Genomic DNA, 20,252 nt, shown 5'->3' on the forward strand with positions numbered 1-20,252 from the left:
CACTAAATCCGCGGGCCGACGTTGTTCGATACATGACTACTCGCGTCGTCGTCGTCGGCGCCTACGGGAGCGCCGGGGTCGCGGTCGCACAGGAACTGGTCGAGGCGGACGATCTGGAGCTCACGCTCGTCGACGACGGCGAGCCCGGCGGCGGGCTCTGCATCCTCCGGGGATGCATGCCTTCGAAGGAGGTGCTGTCGGCGGCCGAACACCGGTTTCAGGCGCGCCACGACCACCGGACCGAGGGGGTCCCGACGGTCGACCTCGACGCGGTCGTCGAGACCAAAGACGAACACATCGGCAACTTCGCGGCCCACCGGCGGGCCGCGGTCCACGCGCTCGCCGAGCGCGACGGCGTCGAGTTCCTCGACGAGACCGCCGCGTTCGTCGACGACCACACGGTGGCGGTCGGCGACCGGGAGATCGAGGCCGACTACGTGGTGATCGCGACGGGCTCTACGCTCAACGTGCCCGACCTGCCCGGCCTCGACGACGTCGAGTACGCGACCAGCGCCGATGTGCTCGACGCGACCTCGTTTCCCGACTCGGGGGTCGTGATGGGCTTCGGTTACGTCGGACTCGAACTCGCGCCGTACCTCTCGGAGGCCGCCGAGATGGACCTCACCGTGATCGAACACGACGACGCGCCCCTCGACGAGGCCGACGATCGCTTCGGGGCGGAACTGCTCGACATCTACCGCGACGCGTTCGGAATCGAGGTGCTGACCAACGCCACCGAGCGATCGGTCGAGCCGACCGACGACGGCGGGGTGCGACTCCGCGTCGAACGCCAGACCGACGCCGGGACCGAGGCCGAGGCGGTCGAGGCCGACCGGCTGTTCCTGTTCACCGGTCGTCGTCCCGCGCTCGACGGCCTCGGCCTCGAACAGACCGCGCTCGACCCCGGCGCGGGGTGGGTCGACGCGACCATGCAGGCCCGCGACGACGACCGGGTGTTCGTGGTCGGGGACGCCAACGGCCGCGAGCCCATCCTCCACGTCGCCAAAGAGCAGGGGTTCCGCGCCGCCGAGAACATCCTCGCCCACCGCGAGGGTCGGGAACCGGAGCCGTACCGCAACGTCCACCACCACGTCGTGTTCTCGGGCGCGGGCGTCTACCCGTTCGCCCGCGTCGGCGTCTCGGAGGCGGCCGCCGCGGCCGGGGAGTGTGACTACGTGGCGGTCACCCGCGAGGCAAGCGACGACGGCGTGTTCAAGACCAAGGCGGTCCCGGAGGGGTTCGCGAAGCTCGTGGTCGACGCCGACGACGGCACCGTCTTGGGGTATCAGGGGCTCCACTACCACGCCGACGCGATGGCCAAGACGATGCAGATTCTCGTCGAAAACGAGGTCGACGTCCGGGAGGTGCCCGACCGGGCCTACCATCCCACGACCCCGGAGATACTCGACGGCCTGTTCCGGGACGCGACCCAGCGGCTGGACTAATCGACGTACTCCTCGGGGTTCTTCCCGAACGCTTCGCGGTGGGCCTCGCTACAGAACGCGTAGCTCTCCCCGTCGTACTCGGCGGTCGCGGGCGCGTAGCTCTCCTCGCGGTAGTCGGTCTCCTCTGGCGCGGTCACGTCGACGTCCATGCCGCAGACCGGACACGTTGGCATCGTCGCGCGTACGACCGTGGCCGGCGAGTAGTTTGTGGCCCGGCGGGTCGGAGACGCGTCCGCGATCTCGCCGGGGGAGCCCCAATGTATTCCCGTTCGCCCGACGAAGGTCCCGCCATGGCGCTCGTCGAAATCAACCTCAGCAAGCCCGCGCTCGTCGAAGAGATCCCGGAGCCAGCCACCGAAACCGCCCGCGACCGAGCCGGCTCGTCCGACGGGTCGGGCTCGGCCCCGGCCGATCGGTCCGAGGACGGCGGGTCCTCGGGCGGGAAGCTCAAGCTCGTCGGCCTGCTCGCGGCGGTCGCCGCGGTCGGGGTCGCGGTCGTCAAACTCAAAGGTCGGGGCACCGACGCCGATCGGTCTGCAGAGTACGACCACGGCTCCGAGCCCGAGATCGGCGGCGACGAATCGGGCGGTCGGATGCGCAAGCTTGCGGGCGTCGTCGGTCTCGTGGCCGCGGTCGCGAGCACCCTCCTCATCGCGCGCAAGCGTCGGAACTGACCCGTTTCTGGCGGCGCTCGGCACAAAAACTTAAATGTGATGTGCGAGTTAGCCGAAACTACCCGATCACTATGTCGACGAATCCCGGAGCCTACGACCTGCGCGACCTGCGGTGCCTCGCGGACCCGAACCGGGAGACGCCCGACGCGTTCGCCGACGCCGACCTCCCCGCCTCGCCCGACGAGGTGCTCAGACACACCCAGCGCGACGAACTGGTCCGGCTCCAGAGCCAGTTCTCGGCGGTCGGAGCGCTCCCGGACAAGCCATATCTCGCGGGGCTCCCCGACCGGTACGGCGCGGAGGTCGTCGTCTTCGAGTGGCTCGATTTCCTCATCAACAAGGCCGGCTTCGAGAACACCGGCAACGCGCTCGACTACTACGAGGAGGTCGGCTGGATCACCGACGAGACCCGAAGCGAACTCCGTGAGTACATGCGCGGGTTCTCGGAGGTCCAGAGCTTCGATCCCGACCGGCCCGGCCCGGCGGACCTCGACGTCGACGACCACGTCATGAGTCTGGTGTACATCGCGCGCCTCTCGTCGGTGCGCTGAGCGCCCGCGCGACGCGACCGCCTCGCGCGCCGACTCGTCCGGCCGGACCGCCCGGTCGGCGGCAGAAGAGCAAAGTACCATGACACCGTATACCACGGTATGGGCGTGTGGGGCTGGATCGTCCTGTACGTGCTGGTGTTCTCGTTGCTCCAGTTGTTCGTCTACCGCTACCTCCGGCGCGACGGCGACGCGAACGCCGACCACGCGCTGTTCCGCGCGACGCCGCCAAACGCCGAGTCGGCCGGCGTCGACGAGCCCGCGGAGTTCGACGACCTCCCCCGGAACGACGACCCCTCGGTCGTGGTCTGTCCGGGCTGTGGCGCCGAAAACGAGGCGGGCTACACCTACTGCTGGAACTGCGTGAACCCGATCACCGCGCGGTGACCCGGCGAAGCGCGGACTTTTGGTCTCCGAGCCCGGACCGGCGGGTATGCCCCGCGCCGTCGCCATCAACGTCGGAGCCAACACGAACGCGCCCGGGAGACGCGGGCCCATCTACCCCGACGGCTCGTTCGAGTTCGTCCCGATCCCCGAGTCCGAACCCGTCCGCGAGTCGGCTTCGGTGCCGACCTACGCCGATCTGGATCTCGACGCCGACGTCCCCGAGGACGCCCTCGACGAGCCGGTCCACCTCGACCCGGAGTTCGCCGAGTACCCCGAGTGTGAGGCCTACACCTACGGCGACCCCCACGGCGTGAAGGCCCGGCCGCTGTCGGAGCTGTCGGCCGGCGACTACGTCTTCTTCTACGCCACTCTGACCGCACGGGGCGACCCCGACCGCGGGTGGATCGCGCCCGACTGGGGGGCGTACCTCGTCGGGCAGTTCCGGCTGGCTCGGGACCCCGTTTCGGGCGAGGCGTACGCCGACCTGCCGGCCGACGACCGGGCGGCGTTCGCGACCAACGCCCACTGCAAGCGCGCCGAGTTCGACGCCGCGGTGTTGCTGGCCGGCGAACAGGCGGCGTCGGGCCTCTACGAGACGGCGGTCCCGCTGAGCTCGGCGCGGGCCGGCGCCGAGGCGAATCGGATCGTGACCGAACTGTCGAGCGACTCCGGGAAGGGGCCGTGGTGGCGCCGCCCGATGCGGTTCGGACCCGCCGAGACCGCGGACGTGCTGGCGCTGATCGAGGACGGCTACGAGCCTCCGGCGTGACCCGACGGGTAGCCGCCGGGATGACCACGTCAAGACGGTCGCTCACTGTGTCTCCCGTCCTTCGACTTCCGGTGGCGATTTCACTGGAAACCCGGAAAACCGTCGGGAGAAGCCTTGAGGAGTGCGCCGGCCGGGAATTGAACCCGGGCTATGAGCTTGGGAAGCTCATGTCGATCTCCACCAATTTCTGGCGTAAGTAGCGGCAATATTTGCTACCTTTGCCTTTTCCCGTTGATTACGATGGTGAATCGTCCAAGTGTCATAATAAAGGTTTTCCTTAGTATTGCCAAGGATTTTCAGAGTATGTATTCTAACTACTGTAGTAGGAAAATTGAAATTCTGTTTGATGAACTAACGCTATACGTGATATACTAACGATCTGTCTTAGAGGGAAAGATTTGAATAGGCATGTCTAATCGTATACGATATGGCTCTGGAAGTTAGCAATGACACGTTCTACCTCGTCCAGTTACCTAATGGAAAAACAATACACAGCGACGAGGATGAGGCAATCGACTACCTGCAGAACAAATCTAATAACGTTGATCCAGAATCAGAGGACGTCAGCGTTGTGAAGGTGTCTGTAGATAGTGGCGATTGGACGATTGCGGAGATGTCTTGGCAAACGATTGCTCTCCGCTTGATGGGGGAGAATTAACATGGAAGTTCGACAGATCGATCCCAAAGAATTAGAGATTGATCCGCTGAATGAACGAAATAGTAACGTCGGGCCCCACAACGGAAACGATTCGCTGGAAGAGAGTATTCGAGAACAAGGAGTAATTCAGCCCCCAGTAGCACGACCAGATAATGGATCCTACAAAGTAATTGTGGGGCAACGTCGGACTTTGGCAGCCCAATCTGTTGGATTGGAGGAAATGCCAGTTATAGTTGTAGACTGGGACGATGCAGAGGCGTTAGAAGCTACTATAACTGAAAACGTTGATGCATTTCGGAAATCCGTCTCGAAGTCCGACCGAGCGGCTGCGATCAGTCGCCTAATGGAGCTAAATAATTGGTCGGTAACGGAAGCTGCTGACGAGTTGGGGATTAATAGAGGTACGTTCCGTGATTGGCTTGAACGGACTCACGACGAGTGGGAAGATACTGTAGTTCATGTTGATTCGAATGATGATTCTGAAGAAGAACAAAATGCAAATGTCGAAACTCATTCATCTAATTCAAAGCAGATAAGCGAAGAAGACGTTGAACAGATTTCTGATACCGATTTGAGGTTGATTCGGAACCTTACTGACTCTCCAGAGGAGCGTCAACAGGCTGTAGAAAAAGTGGTACAATCAGGAGCGACTCAAAGCGAAATCCGAGAAGCAAAGAAGCGAACAGAGCGTGGGGAAGGTTCCTTCGATGAAGTGATTGAGAAGGTGAGTCAGGATTCTGAAGAAAAGAGCGGTCAAATACAGGTTAGAACAGAGGTCACCTTTACTGGTGATTACGCAGAAGGGCTACAACGAGCGGCAAAGGACTACGGAACGTCTGAAGAAGAACTCATTAGAAAAGCTATTAACGAATACCTGTCTGACCAAGGTTATCTCTGATATAAAAACATCTTCTAACGACAACTTTTAATTCCTACTAATTCCTATTTTGAGATGAGTGAAATAGTTCATGAGTTCAGATCTTCCTACACGGGCATTAGAGAGTATTGTTACTGACAAGTTCTATAAGGAGCAATCAGATGTTGGAACTCGTCGTTACGTCCCTTACAGTTTCACCCAAGGTCTTCGAAAGGCCATGGGACATCTGAACGCCGATAATATTCAGGAGCTTGATGCAAACCGTTCTTTCAATACTGGTCGAGACAACTTGGCGGTCCTCTCCAATTCTACTGTATCCGAGATTTTCAATGGCGAGGAAGTAAGCCGAAAACAATTCGAACTGTCCTTTGACAGAGGAGAGCACGGGAGTTTCCCGTGGTCTGATGTACGATCTAATCTTGGTCAGTCAACGATCTATGATTTACCTGTTCGCCGAATAGTTGTTCGGTTTAGTAACGAAGAGTTTGAGAAGGAATGGAAGGAAACCATAGAGTCTGCAATCAATATTGACGACTTCCCGACCTCTTGGATTGAACCTCCTTTCTTTGCTGTGCTTGAATCAACAGATCCCGGAGATAGCGATGCACGAGAAAACGTCAAAAATCTCCATGAGGAATTCTATTTCAAGCCGAAGTTTAGATCCGATGAAGATTTCGATGGAATGGACTGGTCTATCCAAACGCTTGACTTGCAAAGTGTCTGGTCCTATCAAGGATTTGTAAACCGCCCTGAGCCTATTCTTACAACACGTGCTGGTGACCGGCAATATGAATGGACTCCGAGAAGGATGGAAAAATTCCTCATGAATTTCTTCCATCCAGAGGAAGACTACACGGGAGTAATTCGTAATAGTGAGTTTGCTGGTTTATGGCGTCGTATCTACTCAAGAGATGTCACTTCCACTAAAGAGTTTGCGTGGGAGGAAGACGAAGAGTGGGTTCAGACTGAATAATCCTACTTATGGAGCAAGCGTCGAAGTCTGAGGATGGTTCTGGGTACAAACATCATGACTTCCAAGTAGAACAGGTTAATCCACAAGATGTTGTTATTGACGAAGTAAATGAACGAACAACCAATACTGGTCCTCGAACAGCAAAGGGAGACCTGGAAAAATCAATCGCTGAAAATGGTATTGAAAACCCCCCTCAAGTTCGCCCAAAGGAAGATGGAGACGGTTACAAGGTTTTTGCCGGTCAACGCCGTGTCCAAGCGGCGCAAGCAGTAGGCTTGGACGAAATTCCGGTGATCGTTAAGGATTTAAATGACACGGAAGCATTAGCAGCATCTGTTAATGAAAATAACGAGCATCTAAAAAAGGATGTTCCTCGAAAGGACCGAGCAAAGGCAGTTAAAAAGCTGGAAGAGGACTGGGAACGCGAAAGAATCGCTGAGTATTTTGGAGTAGGACCTCAGACCGTGAGAAACTACTTAGAACCGACTCGTAACTTCTGGGAAGATACAATTTTTGATCCTGAGGTCGAGACTGAGATTGATACAGAATATATTGCTGATGATGTTTTGGCTGATTTGCGAAGAGTAATGGGAAAAGGTCACCTCGCAGAAAGAGCAGCAAAGATAATAATAAAAAATCAAATGCCCAAGAAAGTCGTTAGAAGTGCAATTAATTCAACTGATAATCCTAAGGACTTCGTTCAGGAATTAAAAAGCCAATGGGAAGCGGTCTCTTCCGGCAAAGAGCAAATTCGTCCACGGATTACTCTCACAGGTACTAATGCCGAGAGATTACAAGCATGGGCAAAAGAGAGGGGAATAAATAAGGAACAAGCAACGAAGCAATTAGTAATAAAAAAGCTGAATGAAATCTATAATGAAACTACATCGTCATAGCCATTATGTATGGTTGAAGAAGACAAGGAGACGGAGAGATTTTGTATCTTAACTACTTTCTGTCCACAAATGTTCCCAAGCTCGCTGTGTTCACCGACTATGAACCTCGAACAGCAAAAGAAGTAGCCGAAGAGTTAGAGATCGTGCGTCGTACTGCTTACAACAAACTGGAGAAGCTGGAAGAGCGTGGCGACCTGAAAAAGAAGAAGGTCGGTTGGCGAGCTGTTGTCTGGTGGAAACCTTGACTTCGCGCCTTTCTCGCGCTTTTGGTTAGAACATTGATGGTTGATGCTATTGATGCGATATAGTAAGCCGCTCAGAAAAATTTCTCAATTTTCGAGAGCTACATTGCTTTCCTTGATTTCTTGAAATGTGTTAGAACTCTGGCTCTATAGGATATTGTCTGTGACTTCGGAATTCCGATTCATTAGGTTATAACTAATAGTAATATATTTGGGAGTGTGTATTAAAACCACTACTACAGGAGACTGAAAAGGGCGAGAAGCGGCGTGCTTGGAAGATATGAAACAGCTTTTTCCGGTTATTTTTCAGAGCTAAAACGGATTCTGGCGGCGTGGGACACTTCCAGCTTTATCCAGCTATTTTATGAGAAACGGAAAAGGAAGCGGCGTCGGTCGCTTCGCTCCCTCGCCTTCCCGCTTTTTCGGGTACATTATGAGTAGTTTTTGCTCCTAATCTCCTTTAGAAGCCTATCCTCTCTCGGCGATGCCTTCACTTAATAGAATACAAATTACTTTATATACCCCTCCCCCCGCCCTATTCTGATGACGACTTCATCGACCAGTTGAGATACTTAATTGGATCCATAGGTGGATCCTTTGGTTCTCCTAATCGGTCACGAAGATGATGACGGAGTTTGCCGACACACGAAACAATCACATCATCTTCAAGTCCGAGTCTTTCTGCAATATGTGCGAATACCTTATCTCGTTTATCTTCTCCTGTGTTTGGATCAGGGTAGAATATCCTCCCATCCTCCCAACAGACAAGAATGCATATACAGAAGACGATTAGCGGCCACTTGTCTCGCTTCCCGCCTTCAGATCGAGGGACATTGCGATCATATTTCCTAAAGTCCCGTAAATCAAGAGAAAGGAATAGCGGAGTAATGCGTGATGCTTGGTGGTCTTTGAGTTCCAAATGACCGGCCAGTATTTCACAGAGATTCTTTTTGAAGATATTCCGCTCATATCCGGCATGACTCCACTTCCCATTCCAACGACCGATGTTCACCTTTTTTAAACGGCTCCAATACTCTTGCTTTGCCTTTGACGCCTTCCCTTTGAATTCTCGATCATCAATATCTGGCTTTGTCCTGTTTATTTGGATTGGTGCGTTAATCGGAGCCGACCTCTTGGACACCCTTTCCCCATCAGATGGTGAGTAGTTCTTCCACGAAACCCACTTCTCGTGTCTATTTGTTGCTGCGCTATTCTTGGTGCTTTGAGTGCGTGTTGTTGACATTATTACAGCTTGATAAGTGAGAAACGCGTTGCTTCCCGCTTTCTGGAATCTCTTTGTTCAGAACGAAACCGAAAATCAGCGCTACTTCTGGATTCTGCCTCTACTAACTCCTACAACAATTTTGATATAGTTCGCGTAGAATCCTTACCCCCCCTTACAGACACAATGAAGAAGTATAATTGTTTTGTTGGGACGTCAATTGGGTTGGAACATTGAGGGACTGGTAATTCATCTATAGAGCAGGCCACTCATTCAGGAGATTTCTGGATTTCAATAGGTTAACGGAGATCCAGGGAAAAACGACTATGTTAGTTGATATATAAAGTTGTGGTTCTTGGCTAAGGTCTCAGGGGGATTTGATTTCCAAGTGTGATGATTGATTCTCCAGTAATGATTATTGGAACTATCCAATACGTAATTATATTGGTTCGTGTTAGTAGCTAACATCTCTCTCAAAGGATGACGTCGAAAAAACGGCGGCAACGCGGCTCAAGAACTCATGGTGGAGGTAGTCATAAAAACCGCCGTGGAGCAGGGAATCGAGGCGGACGAGGTAGAGCAGGGCGTGCAAAACATGAATTCCATAACTATGATGAGTTAGGGAAGGAGGGATTTACTCCTCCAGAAAAAACCCAAGAAGACGTCGCTGTTGTTAACGTACAAGAAATTGATGAAGACATTGCTCTATATTATGCAGAAGGCATTGCTGAAAAAGTGAACGGAGGATACCGTATTGATCTCCGGGAAGTTGTGGACTACGACGATGTTGATAAAGTAAAACTCCTTGCTAATGGTCAGGTGAGAAACACACTTGAGGTCATTACCGACTATTGTTCCGAGGAAGCACGTTCTTTAATAGAGGGGGAAGATGGGAGGATTCTGAGCACAGAAGAGAGTCACGAACAGATAGGAGGCAAGAAGATGAAAGATGATGAGCCAGAAAAGGAAGGTTCAGATACAGTTCCTGAGCGACGTAGTATCGAGGTGGAAATCAACGAAGAAAGTCTTTCTGGACAAATCGAATTGGCGGCTGAGGAATTAAATCTTTCTGAAGAGGAACGTCAGGAGTTTGAAAGAAGGCTCTACGAAATTGTTGAATCACGGGAAGAAGAAAATAACGTGGTACTGACAGATAATGCTAAAAAACAAATGGTGAATATACTCGCTTCTGTTTGGAGACAAGAATACCCACAGATAGAAGATTCTGAGGAAGAGGGATAGAGTTGGGGAATCTATAAATGTGTGCAACAACGTACCAAGGGCCATGGATCGGATAAAACCACGCTCACAAAACGGTGTTGAAATCGATATACAACAATTAGGCGAAATTGCAGATGAATCGATGAAAAACGGAGAAGAAGAGGAAGAAGAGGAAGAAGAGGAAGAAGAGGAAAAAGTGATTGATGATATGGAAGAGCAACTTAAAGGCAAAGATGACTTTGAAGTGGTCCATGACGATGAAGAAGGTGGAAAGAAAGTCCAAGTCCGACTATAAAACATCAATCTTCTCCGCTCTGGCCTATGTCTCGAATATCGGCCATTTCGTGGATTGGAGCGTTCATGACATGGCGGAACCACTCATCGTCAAGGTTTTCTCTTAAACAATCAACGGTATCACGATGCTCTTTAAGATTATTTAGGAATTCCTCTCGATCCTCTTCAGGGATGGGGATTTCGCCCACTAATGTAGTGTCTCTTACTGTGTTTAAGTAGTCAAAATCTTTATATATGTCGAACAGGATTGGCCACCTTTCTCTAAGTTTAAAGAATAAGGCCGGATCGTTAACTCTTAAGGCTGTATATGCGTCTGTGTGGAAGGATTCCGTGGTTCGCCCATCCCAACAACTAACCGGCTCTATTTTCTCTATTTGGTCTGAAAGAATATCTTGATTGGTTTCCAACTCTCTATAAAGTGCTCGTTTTATCCGTATTCGCAACCTCACTTTAGAGAGGAATTCAATAAAAACTGCACCTAACGCGGCGGAGAAAATCCCGTATAAAATTTGGAAGGTAATATCCACCCCCGCCATGACACGCTCACAAAACCTACACCATAGTAATAATAAAATGTGTTGGTTTTAGTTTGTTTTCATATTCTCATACTGTTGATGAAGGGTTGTCACCACATCTCATCTGCTTCCCGGCTTAAAGTCGATCCAGAATGATGGGTGTATCCAAGAGTCGTTTCAATGTCTCTGTGCCGAAGCTGTTTCTTTGCTTTGTAGATTCCTTTCTTTTCGGCCCAATGCGTAGCGACCCCGTGACGGATAGAGTACCATACGAGGTCTCGGTTTCCGGGCTTGATGTTTGATTCATCAATGAGCTTCTTCAGAATGTCGTTCAACGGCCCAGAGCTGTACGAATTCCCGCGCTCTGTAAGCCATACTTCATCCCTTCCTCGGTACTTGTCGTAGGTTTCGCGCTCTTTCAGCCACTTCAGAACGGCGTTCGTAGTGGTATCGGAAAGACCACATTGCCAATATTCGTCATTCTTCGTCGCTTCTTCCTTTGGGACCTGCATTTCGCCGTTATCAATATCGAACCACTCGGTTTTCGCCTTCCCAACTTCTATCGGACGAAGGCCAGTATCAAGGGTAACGGCAATTAGAGAAGGGATTTTCCACGAATTCGCTCGCTGGAAGTCTTCTGGTCCGATCTCGCTCTTTGGCTTCCCGAACCGTTGTGCCAGCATGATTTTGATTCGGTCCCGCTCGTCGGATGTCATATTCCGATTGTAGTAGCTCTTGACGGCGTTGAGACCAATTGCGGCGTCATAGAGTTCTTGGAATTCATGCGGCCGGAAGCGGTCATGGCCCTTCTTCTCGCTGTTTCCGTGGTCTGTCCGGATTTCTATGCCATGGTCCCACTCCTCAATCCGTTTGTTGTCTGAGTCGCGCCAGTAGTTGAACAGACGCTTAACGGATTTCTGAATGTAGTCGAGGTAGTTATCCCCCTTCCCGGCACGTTTCTGTAGGTATTCGAGGAATTCGGTGGCTTCGTCGGGAGTGAAAGTTTTAGTGTATTCTCCTCGGTTCGACCACATCCACCGATACGTTTCCTCGATTTTGTAGTGAGTCTGAATGACGGTTGTTTCAGAGTAGCCTTCGTGCTTCTGTGGGGATTTACCCTTTGTGAGAAGCCACTTCAGGAATGACTTCTTGAATTCGTGGTAGTCCTCTTGGTAGATAGGTGCGTACTTTTCGAGGATTTTCTTATTCTTCTTGCAGATAGGTGGCCGAGGGAGTTCTACGTCGGTGGCTTCCGGCTTGTCAAAGGCACTCTCTTCGTCGTAGCCGAGGTCAAAATCCATAGGGACACCTCCAACCGTGGTTGTTACCTTTACCCTGTTCAAGAATCGCAATACAGCGCGGAGTTTTGGCGGTTAGTGATTCCATGGTTTTACACACTCGTTTCTTCTCGGTGTGTAACCAACGGAAAAAGACGAAATCGGTCGCCTTGAGGGTTGAGTGCGCCGGCCGGGAATTGAACCCGGGCTATGAGCTTGGGAAGCTCATGTCCTACCACTAGACCACCGGCGCTCACTCGACACTTTCCGCCTACCGCCACTTCAACGTAGCGCTTCCGGACCGACCGTACGTTCGTCCAGAAATATCGCCTCGTCCGCGGCTTTTAGTCGTCGCCGCCCCTATCGGCGCCCATGATCGACCTGCGATTCTCCGAATCGGAGCTCCAAGCCCGCCGCGAGCACATCGTCCAGTTCGTCCGCGACACCGTCGACGCGGCCGGCACCGACCGGGCCGTCCTCGGGCTGTCGGGCGGCATCGACAGCACGCTCACCGCCCACCTCGCGGTCGAGGCGCTCGGCGCCGAGAACCTCCACGGGCTGGTCATGCCCGGGGCGGTCAGCCGCGACGACAACATGAGCGACGCCGAGTGGGTCGCCCGGGAGCTCGACGTCGCCTACGACGTGTTCGAGATCAACCCCATCGTCGACGAGTTCCTCGACACCTACCCCGAGGCCGAGGGCGATCAGGTCGCGGTCGGCAACGCCCGGGCCCGGACCCGCGCGGTGCTCAACTATCTCGTCGCCAACCACGAGGACGCGGTCGTGCTCGGCACCGGCAACCGGAGCGAGGCCTTGGTGGGCTACTTCACCAAGTACGGCGACGGCGCGGTCGACTGCCACCCGATCGGCAACCTCTACAAACAGCAGGTCCGCCAGCTCGCGAGCCACGTCGGCGTGCCCGACGAGCTCGTCGAGAAGCCCGCGACCGCCGGCCTCTGGGCGGGCCAGACTGACGAGGCCGAACTCGGCCTCGACTACGAGACCCTCGACGCCATCCTCGCGCTCCACGTCGACGGGCCGCTGTCGGAGGCGGCGCTCGTCCGCGAGATCGAGGGCGTGACCGAAGCGCAGGTCCGGACGGTCCGGGAGAAGTACGAGCGAAGCGCCCACAAGCGCCGGGTGCCGCCGTCGCCCGAGCCGCTCGACTGACCCCGGCGCTCGTCCCGTCGGTCGATCACTCGCCGCTCTCGGCCACGATGCGGATCGAATCGCCTTCTTCGAGGACGTAGCTCTCCGGGTCGACCGGCTCGCCGTCGACCTCGACGGCGACCGTCGCGTCCTCGCCGTCGCGGTAGGTGGTCCCGTCGTAGGTCACGCTCTCGTCGGTCACATCGATGCCGAGCGACGCCATCGCCCACCCCAGCGTGACCTCCCGGGCGTGGCCGTGCCACCGCTGGCCGTTGCCGTTCTCGAAGTGGAAGGCGTCGGCCCGGAGCTGGAACCGGTCGCGGCTGAAGTCGAGGCGCTCGCCGCCGATCTCGACCTGTATCTGGCCGTGGTAGTGGGCGCTCCCGATTCCGGTCGGCGTCGTCTCCGCGCTCGCCGCGTCCGCGCCGCCGGGAACGCCCCCGCTCGCGCCCGAGAAAAACAGCAGGTACGCAAGCAGTCCGGCGATTACGACCGCCCCGATTGCGCCGGCGTAGGCCGCGACGCTGGGGCCCTCGTCGGAGTCGAGCCCGGCGACCCGGCGGACTTCGATCGCGCTGAGGTCGTCGCCGTGTTCGCTTTCGAGGTGTCTGAGATACGTCTCCTCGTCGTCGAACCCCTCCCCGCAGTGGTCACACTCCTCGACGCTCATGCCCCAACGCTAGGCGTCCGGGCGTTTTAGTCTTCGTCTTACGGACAGTTCGGGGGCGGAGCGCTCGACTCGTCTTCCGGCAGTCGGTCGCCGCGCCCACCGACCGTCACCCCTCGGTTCCGGCGTCGGCGCGTCTGGCGGCGAGTCGGCCGAACGCCGCGGCCTCACGACGCCGCTGGTCGCTCGCGGGAGCGTCGTCGCGCACGCGCTCTTTGACGACGCCGACCGCCTCGGCGTCGTGGGCGGCCACCTCGTCGGCGACCGCGCGGGGTTCGTCGGTCACTCGCGAGACGAGCCCCATCCGGAGCGCCGCCTCGGCGTCGACGGTCCGCCCGGAGAGCGCGAGATCGAGCGCCTCGCCCTCCCCGACGATCCGCGGCAGGCGGACGGTTCCGCCCCACGCGCCGAACAGCCCGAGTGCGACGCCGGGCTCGGCGAACGTCGCCGTCGGAGTCGCGACCCGGATGTCGGCCGCGAGCGCGAGTTCGACCCCGCCGCCCCGGGCCGGGCCGTCGACGCCGGCGACGACGACGGCGTCGGCCGCCTCGATCGCGTCGGCGACGCGCTGGCCTCGTTGGGCGAACGCCTCGGCGGCCTCCCGATCGAGTCCCTCGACGACGTCGAGGTCCGCGCCGGCGCAGAACGCCGACCCGGCTCCCCGGAGGTACACCACCGGTCGGTCGGCCCCGGTCACGGCGGCTTCGAGCGCGTCGAGCCCCTCTCTGGTGAGCGCGTTCCGGCGCTCGGGGCGGTCGACGGTGACGGTTCTGACCCGGTCTCCGTCCTCGATTCGGATCACGTTCGTCCCTCGGAGTCGGTTTCCAAAGGTCTTTGGCGGTGCCGTCGCTAGGATCGCCTAATGGATGCGGCCGTCAGGGCACGAAAGGCGGGACGACGAGCGGTACGGGACGTCACGCCCGGTCCCCTCCGCGAACGAATTCACTCGCTGCTGGACGACTCGGCGATGGTGCCGGGCGTGCTCACCCTCGCGTCTGCACGCGCCGTCGAGGCCGCCGACGCCGGCGCCAGCGGCGTCGAGGACCGGGCCGCCGGCGTCCAGCTCATCTACGAGGGGCTCGGGCTCACGCGAGCGCTCGCCGACGAGTCGCCGTGGGACCGCGAGCCGCCCTACACCGACAGCAACATCGACATCATCGCGGCCGACGTGATGGTCGCTCGGGGCTTCTCGTTGCTCGCGCACACCGAAGCCGCCGACAAGGCGGTCGAGACGGTCGAATCGTTCGGCCGCGACCAGACCGAGGGCCAACAGGGCCGCGAGTCGCCGCCCCACGCCCTGGAGGCCGACGTGTTCGAACTCGCGGTGCTCGCGGGGACGACCACGTTCGGCGTCGACCCCTCCGACTCGCTGCGGTCGTACGCCGGGGAACTGGCGGCCGCCGTCGGCGAGGACGGTCCGCAACCGCCCGAGACCCTCCCCGAGGAGGTCGCCAAGGCGATGGCCGACGTGCCGACCCCCCGGAAGTTCGACGGGGCCGACGAGGCCCACCCGTCGGCAACCGATCCCTAGTGCGAATCGAAACGCCTAAAGAGGGTTCCGGGCTTATCGTAGAATGCGTTCGAGCGCCTGGGTAGCTTAGAGGTAAAGCGCGTCCTTGGTAAGGACGAGAGCCCGGGTTCAAATCCCGGCCTAGGCTTCTCCCGTTCTGGCGACGACCTCGTAGGCGCCCGTTGCTCTGGCTCTCAAACGATCCACGACACCAGCCGTGCTGAACGCAGGGCACATTTCAGTCCCTGCACCGTGCGGAAAACGCATTTAGTAGAACTCTGGCAAGATCCGGATCTGACCCGTCCCGAGACGCCGTCCATTCGACCAGACCGGTCGCCGCCCGTATTCACGGTGCTCTGGCGCTCACACACTCGTTCTGCACAGCGAACTTCCGAGAGGATCCGGATTATCGGCCCCGTCGAAACCCGATCGTAGGAACATGTGTATCGTGACCTCGAGTAGGATCTGAGGATGGCGAACACCGCCGGTGTACGCCACCACTGTTCGGAACCGCCGTACTCCTCGTGAGCGGGGTCGTTCTCGTCCACGACGCGGCCCGGTACGGGCGAGACTACGGACCGAACACCGGTTTCGTCCGACTCGAATTGCTCGTCGGTCTCGTCACCTGCGCGTTCGGTCTCTTGCTGGGGACCTCCTCGACGCGAGACGGGTCGGCTAGGTAGGGGCCCGACGAAGCCTGAGTATTACGATCTCGTCGAATCGGCATAACACAACGTAGTTATCGAAGACTCGTCAACCCGGGCCCCGTGAACGTTCCTTTCGGGATTTCTGGGCGGAGAACCGTCCTCAAATACTACCTCTACAAGTCGACCAAAGCGGTCGAGTTTTACCGGCCGATCATGTACCTCTTTTTCCTGGCGCAGGGACTCAGCTTCACCCAGATCGCGATCCTGGAGGCGCTGTACAACGTGACGACGCTGGTCGGTGAGATTCCGACCGGCTACGTCGGTGACCGAATCGGCCGCCGGAACAGCCTGCTCGTCGGCACCGTACTGATCGCCGTCACGTTGCTGGGTATCGGCCTCTCCGAGTCGTTCCTCGCGCTGGCGGTCCTCTACGTCTGCTGGTCGATGGGGTACAATTTCCGGTCGGGAAGCGAGGACGCGTGGCTCTACGACACCCTCACCGACGACCTCTCGGAGAGCGAGTTCGCCCACGTTCGCGGGCGAGGCGAGTCTGCGTCCCTCGCCGTCGGCGCTGTCGCGGCGATCACCGGCGGGTACCTCGGAAGCGTCGACCTCTCGTATCCGTGGTTCGTGGCCGCCGCCGTTACCGGACTCGGTGCCGTCGTTGTTCTCACCCTCGGCGAACCCGAGAGCTACAGGGAAACCGACGCCGACGACCTGAGCCTCCACAGGACCGTTGGAATCGTCAGAGACGCCCTCTCGCGCCGGAATCTCCGATCGTTCATCCTCTACTACTACGTCCTCTACGCGGCGGTCACGTACCTCGTGTTCGTCTTCGTTCAGCCGATCTTCGAGACGGTCGTCGTGAGCGCCGGCGTGTCAGAATCGGAGGTAGAGTCGCTTTTGGGGTGGTTTTACGCGGGGTACAGTCTCGTCGGAGCGGTGATCAGTTACTACACCGGCGCGATTAAGGCGACGATCGGCGTCCGGTCGTGGTTCCTGATACTGCCGTTCGTCGTCGGAACGGCCCTCGTCGGGATGTACTTCGTTCCGATCCTCGCACTCCCGACGTTCCTGGTCGCCCGTGGGCTCTCGGACGTGACGCGATCGTTCGCCGGCCAATACGTCAACGATCGTATCGAGACGCTCGGACGGGCGACCGTCCTCAGCTCGATGGCGATGGTCAGTGGCTTGGCGGTCGTTCCGTTCCAACTCGGGAGCGGTGTGATCTCCGATCGTGTGTCGCCGCTGTTCGCCTTGGCGGTCGCCGGAGGCGTCCTCGTCGTGGGGTCTGGCGCGATCCTCGTCTGGGAAATCCCGGTGTCTGAGTGAACGCTACGCTCTCTGGCCCGACGGCTCCGGAGTCTCGGTGGACGGTGAGCGTCCACTCGGAGCGTCCGATTTCGCCGAACGTTCACCACGAGTCGTCGCGATGCCGACTCTGCGCGCTGTCTTCGGTGTGTCGTTTCTCTCGGTCGCCGAGGTGGTCTCGAGCGCGACGAACGCGCATCCCGACCCGGCCCGATGGGCGTCCCGCGCGACCGAACACGTTCGCGCCCCGCCCGAGCGCCGCCGGTCGCGCTCGGCCTTCAAACGGCCCGTTCCGCGTAGCTATCACGCCAGCCCGCCGAGAAACCACCGTCTTTTTGCCGATCTGCGCGCTACGGATCGACGTATGGCGGTGTCGACGATCTTCGTCGTCGGCGTGATCGCGGCCGTCTTCGTCGGGGTGAACGTCGGCGGCTCTTCGACGGGCGTGGCGTTCGGACCGGCGACCGGGAGCGGGGTGCTGTCGATGCGCCGGGCCTCCGGGCTGATGGCCGTGTTCGTGGTGCTCGGCGGGTTTACGATCGGAACGAATGTCGTCGACACGCTCGGGACCGACTTCGTCCCCGCCCAGTACTTCACGCTCGGCGCGTCGATCGGTATCCTCCTGTTCATTGGCCTCGGTATCCTGCTCGGGAACGTGCTCAAGGTGTCGACCAGCACCAGCCAGACCGCGGTCGCGGCGGTCGTCGGGATGGGCGCGGCTCTCGGGGTGCTCGACTGGCGGACCGTCGGGGTCGTCGGCATGTGGTGGCTCCTCTCGACGATCCTCGCGTTCTGGCTCTGTGCGTTCGTCGGGCGGTACTTCTACGACGCGGTCGTGGACGCCCTCGACCTCGAATCCGGCGACTCCGGCCGCCTCGCCGAATTCGCGGTGATCGCTATCGGGTGTTACATGGCGTTTTCGGCGGGCGCGTCCAACGTCGCCAACGCGGTCGCGCCGCTGGTCGGCTCGGGCGAGCTCGGCATGACGACCGGTGTCGCGATCGGCGGGGTGGCGATCGGCGTCGGCGCCTTCGCGCTCGGCCCCCGGACCATGGAGACGGTCGGCGAGGACATCACCGACCTCTCGCTGGAGGCGTCGCTGATCGCCGAACTCATCGCGGCGTCGATCCTCACCGGGCTGAGCTGGGCCGGCATCCCGGCGAGCCTCGCGGTCGTGCTCACCGCCTGCGTCATCGGGCTCGGCTGGGGCCGGGCGAGCCGCCGGGTCCCGATCCACGCGATGGTCGACCCCGACGGGCCGACCGACGAGGCGCGCTCGACGTGGGCCGCCGATCAGCTCGACCTCTTCGATCCCGCGACCACCAAGCGGATCGTGACGACGTGGATCGCCACCCCGACGGCCGCGGGGCTGATCGCGTTCGTCACCTTCGAGCTCGCAGAGCAGTTCCGGCTCCTCTCGTGAGCGATCGACCGGAGAGGCGGCCGCGGCGTCGGCCGGTCGCGGGGGTCTCGGTCCGGTACGAGTCAGGCTTTTGGCCGACAGCTTCGAACTATCGGACGACCATGTCACTGGAGGCACTCAGCGGTCGCTTTCAGGGGCGACAGACCCAGTTTCACATCGAACTGCTGTACGGACTGCTCTTCGTCGTCGGCTTCGGCTATCTCGTGTTTCGCGTCGACCCGCGCGTGGCGGCGTTCGAGGGCGGGCTCGTTGTCGGCTATCTGTTGCGGATCTGGGAGAAGATGTCCATCTACGAGCGGATCCTCGAAGAGCGGATCTCCCAGGAGGCCGAGCGGCAGGTCGAGTCCGAAGTCGAGGATCAGGTGGCCGACGAAGTCACCACGCAGGTCGAATCGGAAGTGGCGACCCGAGTCGAAGATCGGGTCGACGAGGAGGTCGCGACCGAACTCGAAGCGCAGGTCGACGAGGAGGTCACCACGCAGGTCGAATCGGAAGTGGCGACGCAGGTCGAAGACCGGGTCGACGAGCGAGTCGAACGCGAGGTCGAGGAAGCGATCGAGGCCGAGATCGGGGATCTCGACGAGCAGATCGACGAGCGCGTGACCGAACAGCTCGACGACGACGAGGAGTCTCGTCCGGACGACTCGTCGGCCTGATGTCAGGACGACGATGCCGATGGTGGTCGAGCGCCGCCGGTCGCCGCCCCTCGGATTACCGTCGCTCCTCGCTCTCGGTTTCGTCGCCGTTCGTCGCTCGGCGCTCGCGGTAGTCCGGTAGCGCGTCGTCCTGCATCACGGCGGTCCGCCCGCCATCGACCAGTAGCGACTCGCCCGTGAGGAAGGCGGCGTCGTCGCTCGCGAGGAACGCGACCGCGCCCGCCACGTCGGCGGGCCGGCCGAGTCGACCGACCGGGTGGATCGATTCGAGGTGCTCGCGGTACGAAGCGTCCATCTGCTCGGTCGTCCGGTCGACCGCGACCCACCCGGGGTTGACGGTGTTGACCCGGACCGCCGGCCCGAAGTCGAGCGCCATCGCCCGGGTCATCCCGTTGATCCCGGCCTTCACGGCGTTGTACGGGAACATCTCTGGCATCGTCAGAAACGCGTGGTTCGACGAGACGTTGACGATGGCGCCCTCGTCCATCTGTTCGCGGGCGCGCTTCGCACACAGCCAGTAGGCCCGGAAGTCGGTTTCGAGCACCAGCTCCCAGTCGTCGATCGACGCCTCGGCCGCCCCGGTGTCGGTCTCGACGCCGGCGTTGTTCACGAGCACGTCGAGGCCGCCGTACTCCGCGGCGGTCGCCTCGACCAGCGCCGCGATGTCGTCGGGGTCGCGCATGTCCGCCCGGACGAACGTCGCCTCGCCGCCCGCCGCCTCGACGTCGGCGACGGTGGCCGCACCGTCGTCCTCGCTCCGGCCGGTGACGACCACGTTCGCGCCCTCGCGGGCGAACCGCTCGGCGACGCCCGCGCCGATGCCGCGGGTCGAGCCGGTGACGAGGACCGTCTCGCCCTCGAAGCGCCGGGGGCGGTCGGTGTCGGACACGG

At 58.9% G+C, this 20,252-nt stretch carries 24 protein-coding genes and 2 tRNA genes; 18 read left to right on the plus strand and 8 right to left on the minus strand.

Going from position 1 to position 20,252, the window contains the following annotated elements; all coding sequences use genetic code 11:
- The first annotated feature begins 32 nt into the window (after nt 1-32).
- Nucleotides 33-1,445 carry a dihydrolipoyl dehydrogenase family protein gene (locus tag EPL04_RS01830; protein ID WP_134668863.1) on the plus strand — a complete coding sequence of 471 codons (1,413 nt, stop codon included), beginning with the start codon at nt 33-35 and terminating at the stop codon, nt 1,443-1,445.
- Here EPL04_RS01830 and EPL04_RS01835 read toward each other — a convergent pair.
- Nucleotides 1,442-1,618: a YHS domain-containing protein gene (locus EPL04_RS01835; RefSeq protein WP_134668865.1), complete on the minus strand. Its 177-nt coding sequence runs from the start codon at nt 1,616-1,618 to the stop codon at nt 1,442-1,444. The genes EPL04_RS01830 and EPL04_RS01835 overlap by 4 nt on opposite strands.
- A 117-nt stretch (nt 1,619-1,735) precedes the next feature.
- Between EPL04_RS01835 and EPL04_RS01840 the strand changes: the two genes are divergently transcribed.
- The 9 genes from EPL04_RS01840 to EPL04_RS01885 all read left to right on the plus strand — a co-directional run bounded on the left by EPL04_RS01840 (nt 1,736) and on the right by EPL04_RS01885 (nt 7,472).
- Nucleotides 1,736-2,119 (plus strand): hypothetical protein, encoded by a 384-nt coding sequence (locus EPL04_RS01840; RefSeq protein ID WP_134668867.1) that lies wholly within the window; start codon nt 1,736-1,738, stop codon nt 2,117-2,119.
- 71 nt (nt 2,120-2,190) lie between these two features.
- On the plus strand, nt 2,191-2,670 hold the full coding sequence (locus EPL04_RS01845; RefSeq protein WP_134668869.1) for a FlaD/FlaE family flagellar protein: 480 nt from the start codon (nt 2,191-2,193) through the stop codon (nt 2,668-2,670).
- A gap of 99 nt (nt 2,671-2,769) precedes the next feature.
- Nucleotides 2,770-3,054 (plus strand): DUF7577 domain-containing protein, encoded by a 285-nt coding sequence (locus tag EPL04_RS01850; protein ID WP_134668871.1) that lies wholly within the window; start codon nt 2,770-2,772, stop codon nt 3,052-3,054.
- A 46-nt stretch (nt 3,055-3,100) separates the two neighbouring features.
- On the plus strand, nt 3,101-3,823 hold the full coding sequence (locus tag EPL04_RS01855) for an Nmad3 family putative nucleotide modification protein (protein ID WP_134668872.1): 723 nt from the start codon (nt 3,101-3,103) through the stop codon (nt 3,821-3,823).
- Between the two features lie 427 nt (nt 3,824-4,250).
- On the plus strand, nt 4,251-4,481 hold the full coding sequence (locus EPL04_RS01865) for a hypothetical protein (protein WP_134668874.1): 231 nt from the start codon (nt 4,251-4,253) through the stop codon (nt 4,479-4,481).
- A 1-nt stretch (nt 4,482) separates the two neighbouring features.
- Entirely contained in the window at nt 4,483-5,379 is an 897-nt protein-coding gene (locus EPL04_RS01870; RefSeq protein WP_134668875.1) for a ParB/RepB/Spo0J family partition protein, read from the plus strand.
- Between the two features lie 70 nt (nt 5,380-5,449).
- Entirely contained in the window at nt 5,450-6,331 is an 882-nt protein-coding gene (locus tag EPL04_RS01875; protein WP_134668877.1) for a hypothetical protein, read from the plus strand.
- An 8-nt stretch (nt 6,332-6,339) separates the two neighbouring features.
- Nucleotides 6,340-7,227: a ParB/RepB/Spo0J family partition protein gene (locus tag EPL04_RS01880; RefSeq protein WP_134668879.1), complete on the plus strand. Its 888-nt coding sequence runs from the start codon at nt 6,340-6,342 to the stop codon at nt 7,225-7,227.
- 86 nt (nt 7,228-7,313) lie between these two features.
- On the plus strand, nt 7,314-7,472 hold the full coding sequence (locus tag EPL04_RS01885) for a helix-turn-helix domain-containing protein (protein WP_245154512.1): 159 nt from the start codon (nt 7,314-7,316) through the stop codon (nt 7,470-7,472).
- A gap of 532 nt (nt 7,473-8,004) precedes the next feature.
- Here EPL04_RS01885 and EPL04_RS01890 read toward each other — a convergent pair.
- Nucleotides 8,005-8,712, minus strand: a complete 708-nt coding sequence (locus tag EPL04_RS01890) for a hypothetical protein (RefSeq protein WP_134668883.1) — start codon at nt 8,710-8,712, stop codon at nt 8,005-8,007.
- 459 nt (nt 8,713-9,171) lie between these two features.
- Here EPL04_RS01890 and EPL04_RS19490 point away from each other — a divergent pair, with 459 nt between their 5' ends.
- Together EPL04_RS19490 and EPL04_RS18570 are read left to right on the plus strand one after the other, a co-directional pair.
- On the plus strand, nt 9,172-9,933 hold the full coding sequence (locus EPL04_RS19490) for an uL15m family ribosomal protein (RefSeq protein WP_134668885.1): 762 nt from the start codon (nt 9,172-9,174) through the stop codon (nt 9,931-9,933).
- A 43-nt stretch (nt 9,934-9,976) separates the two neighbouring features.
- Nucleotides 9,977-10,207: a hypothetical protein gene (locus EPL04_RS18570; protein ID WP_167599393.1), complete on the plus strand. Its 231-nt coding sequence runs from the start codon at nt 9,977-9,979 to the stop codon at nt 10,205-10,207.
- A 4-nt stretch (nt 10,208-10,211) separates the two neighbouring features.
- On the opposite strand, the gene EPL04_RS01900 is transcribed toward EPL04_RS18570, so the two are convergent.
- The 3 genes from EPL04_RS01900 to EPL04_RS01910 form a co-directional block, all read right to left on the minus strand.
- Complete coding sequence (locus EPL04_RS01900; protein ID WP_134668886.1) at nt 10,212-10,742, minus strand: hypothetical protein; 531 nt, start codon at nt 10,740-10,742, stop codon at nt 10,212-10,214.
- An 89-nt stretch (nt 10,743-10,831) separates the two neighbouring features.
- Nucleotides 10,832-12,022, minus strand: a complete 1,191-nt coding sequence (locus EPL04_RS01905) for a tyrosine-type recombinase/integrase (RefSeq protein WP_134668888.1) — start codon at nt 12,020-12,022, stop codon at nt 10,832-10,834.
- 158 nt (nt 12,023-12,180) lie between these two features.
- Nucleotides 12,181-12,251, minus strand: a tRNA-Gly gene (locus EPL04_RS01910).
- Between the two features lie 119 nt (nt 12,252-12,370).
- Here EPL04_RS01910 and EPL04_RS01915 point away from each other — a divergent pair.
- Entirely contained in the window at nt 12,371-13,168 is a 798-nt protein-coding gene (locus EPL04_RS01915; RefSeq protein WP_134668890.1) for an NAD+ synthase, read from the plus strand.
- Between the two features lie 25 nt (nt 13,169-13,193).
- Here EPL04_RS01915 and EPL04_RS01920 read toward each other — a convergent pair whose 3' ends face one another.
- Both EPL04_RS01920 and EPL04_RS01925 read right to left on the minus strand, forming a co-directional pair.
- Nucleotides 13,194-13,817, minus strand: a complete 624-nt coding sequence (locus tag EPL04_RS01920) for a hypothetical protein (RefSeq protein ID WP_134668891.1) — start codon at nt 13,815-13,817, stop codon at nt 13,194-13,196.
- 106 nt (nt 13,818-13,923) lie between these two features.
- On the minus strand, nt 13,924-14,616 hold the full coding sequence (locus tag EPL04_RS01925) for an enoyl-CoA hydratase/isomerase family protein (protein ID WP_134668893.1): 693 nt from the start codon (nt 14,614-14,616) through the stop codon (nt 13,924-13,926).
- A gap of 60 nt (nt 14,617-14,676) precedes the next feature.
- On the opposite strand from EPL04_RS01925, the gene EPL04_RS01930 reads away from it, so the two are divergent.
- The 5 genes from EPL04_RS01930 (at nt 14,677) to EPL04_RS18975 (ending at nt 19,361) form a co-directional block, all read left to right on the plus strand.
- Complete coding sequence (locus EPL04_RS01930; protein WP_134668895.1) at nt 14,677-15,345, plus strand: DUF7114 family protein; 669 nt, start codon at nt 14,677-14,679, stop codon at nt 15,343-15,345.
- A 55-nt stretch (nt 15,346-15,400) separates the two neighbouring features.
- Nucleotides 15,401-15,472: transfer RNA gene (locus EPL04_RS01935), tRNA-Thr, on the plus strand.
- Between the two features lie 712 nt (nt 15,473-16,184).
- Entirely contained in the window at nt 16,185-17,303 is a 1,119-nt protein-coding gene (locus EPL04_RS01940) for an MFS transporter (protein ID WP_134669020.1), read from the plus strand.
- 343 nt (nt 17,304-17,646) lie between these two features.
- Nucleotides 17,647-18,705 carry an inorganic phosphate transporter gene (locus EPL04_RS01945; RefSeq protein ID WP_134668897.1) on the plus strand — a complete coding sequence of 353 codons (1,059 nt, stop codon included), beginning with the start codon at nt 17,647-17,649 and terminating at the stop codon, nt 18,703-18,705.
- Between the two features lie 101 nt (nt 18,706-18,806).
- Nucleotides 18,807-19,361 (plus strand): hypothetical protein, encoded by a 555-nt coding sequence (locus tag EPL04_RS18975; RefSeq protein WP_209019545.1) that lies wholly within the window; start codon nt 18,807-18,809, stop codon nt 19,359-19,361.
- Nucleotides 19,362-19,416: 55 nt separating this feature from the next.
- Here the strand turns inward: EPL04_RS18975 and EPL04_RS01955 are convergent, their stop codons facing one another.
- The gene (locus tag EPL04_RS01955; protein ID WP_245154514.1) at nt 19,417-20,250 is read right to left on the minus strand and encodes an SDR family NAD(P)-dependent oxidoreductase; all 834 of its coding nucleotides are present in this window, start codon (nt 20,248-20,250) and stop codon (nt 19,417-19,419) included.
- Between the last annotated feature and the right edge of the window lie 2 nt (nt 20,251-20,252).

The sequence above is a fragment of the Halorussus marinus genome, from assembly GCF_004521895.1.
GTDB classification, from domain to species: domain Archaea; phylum Halobacteriota; class Halobacteria; order Halobacteriales; family Haladaptataceae; genus Halorussus; species Halorussus marinus.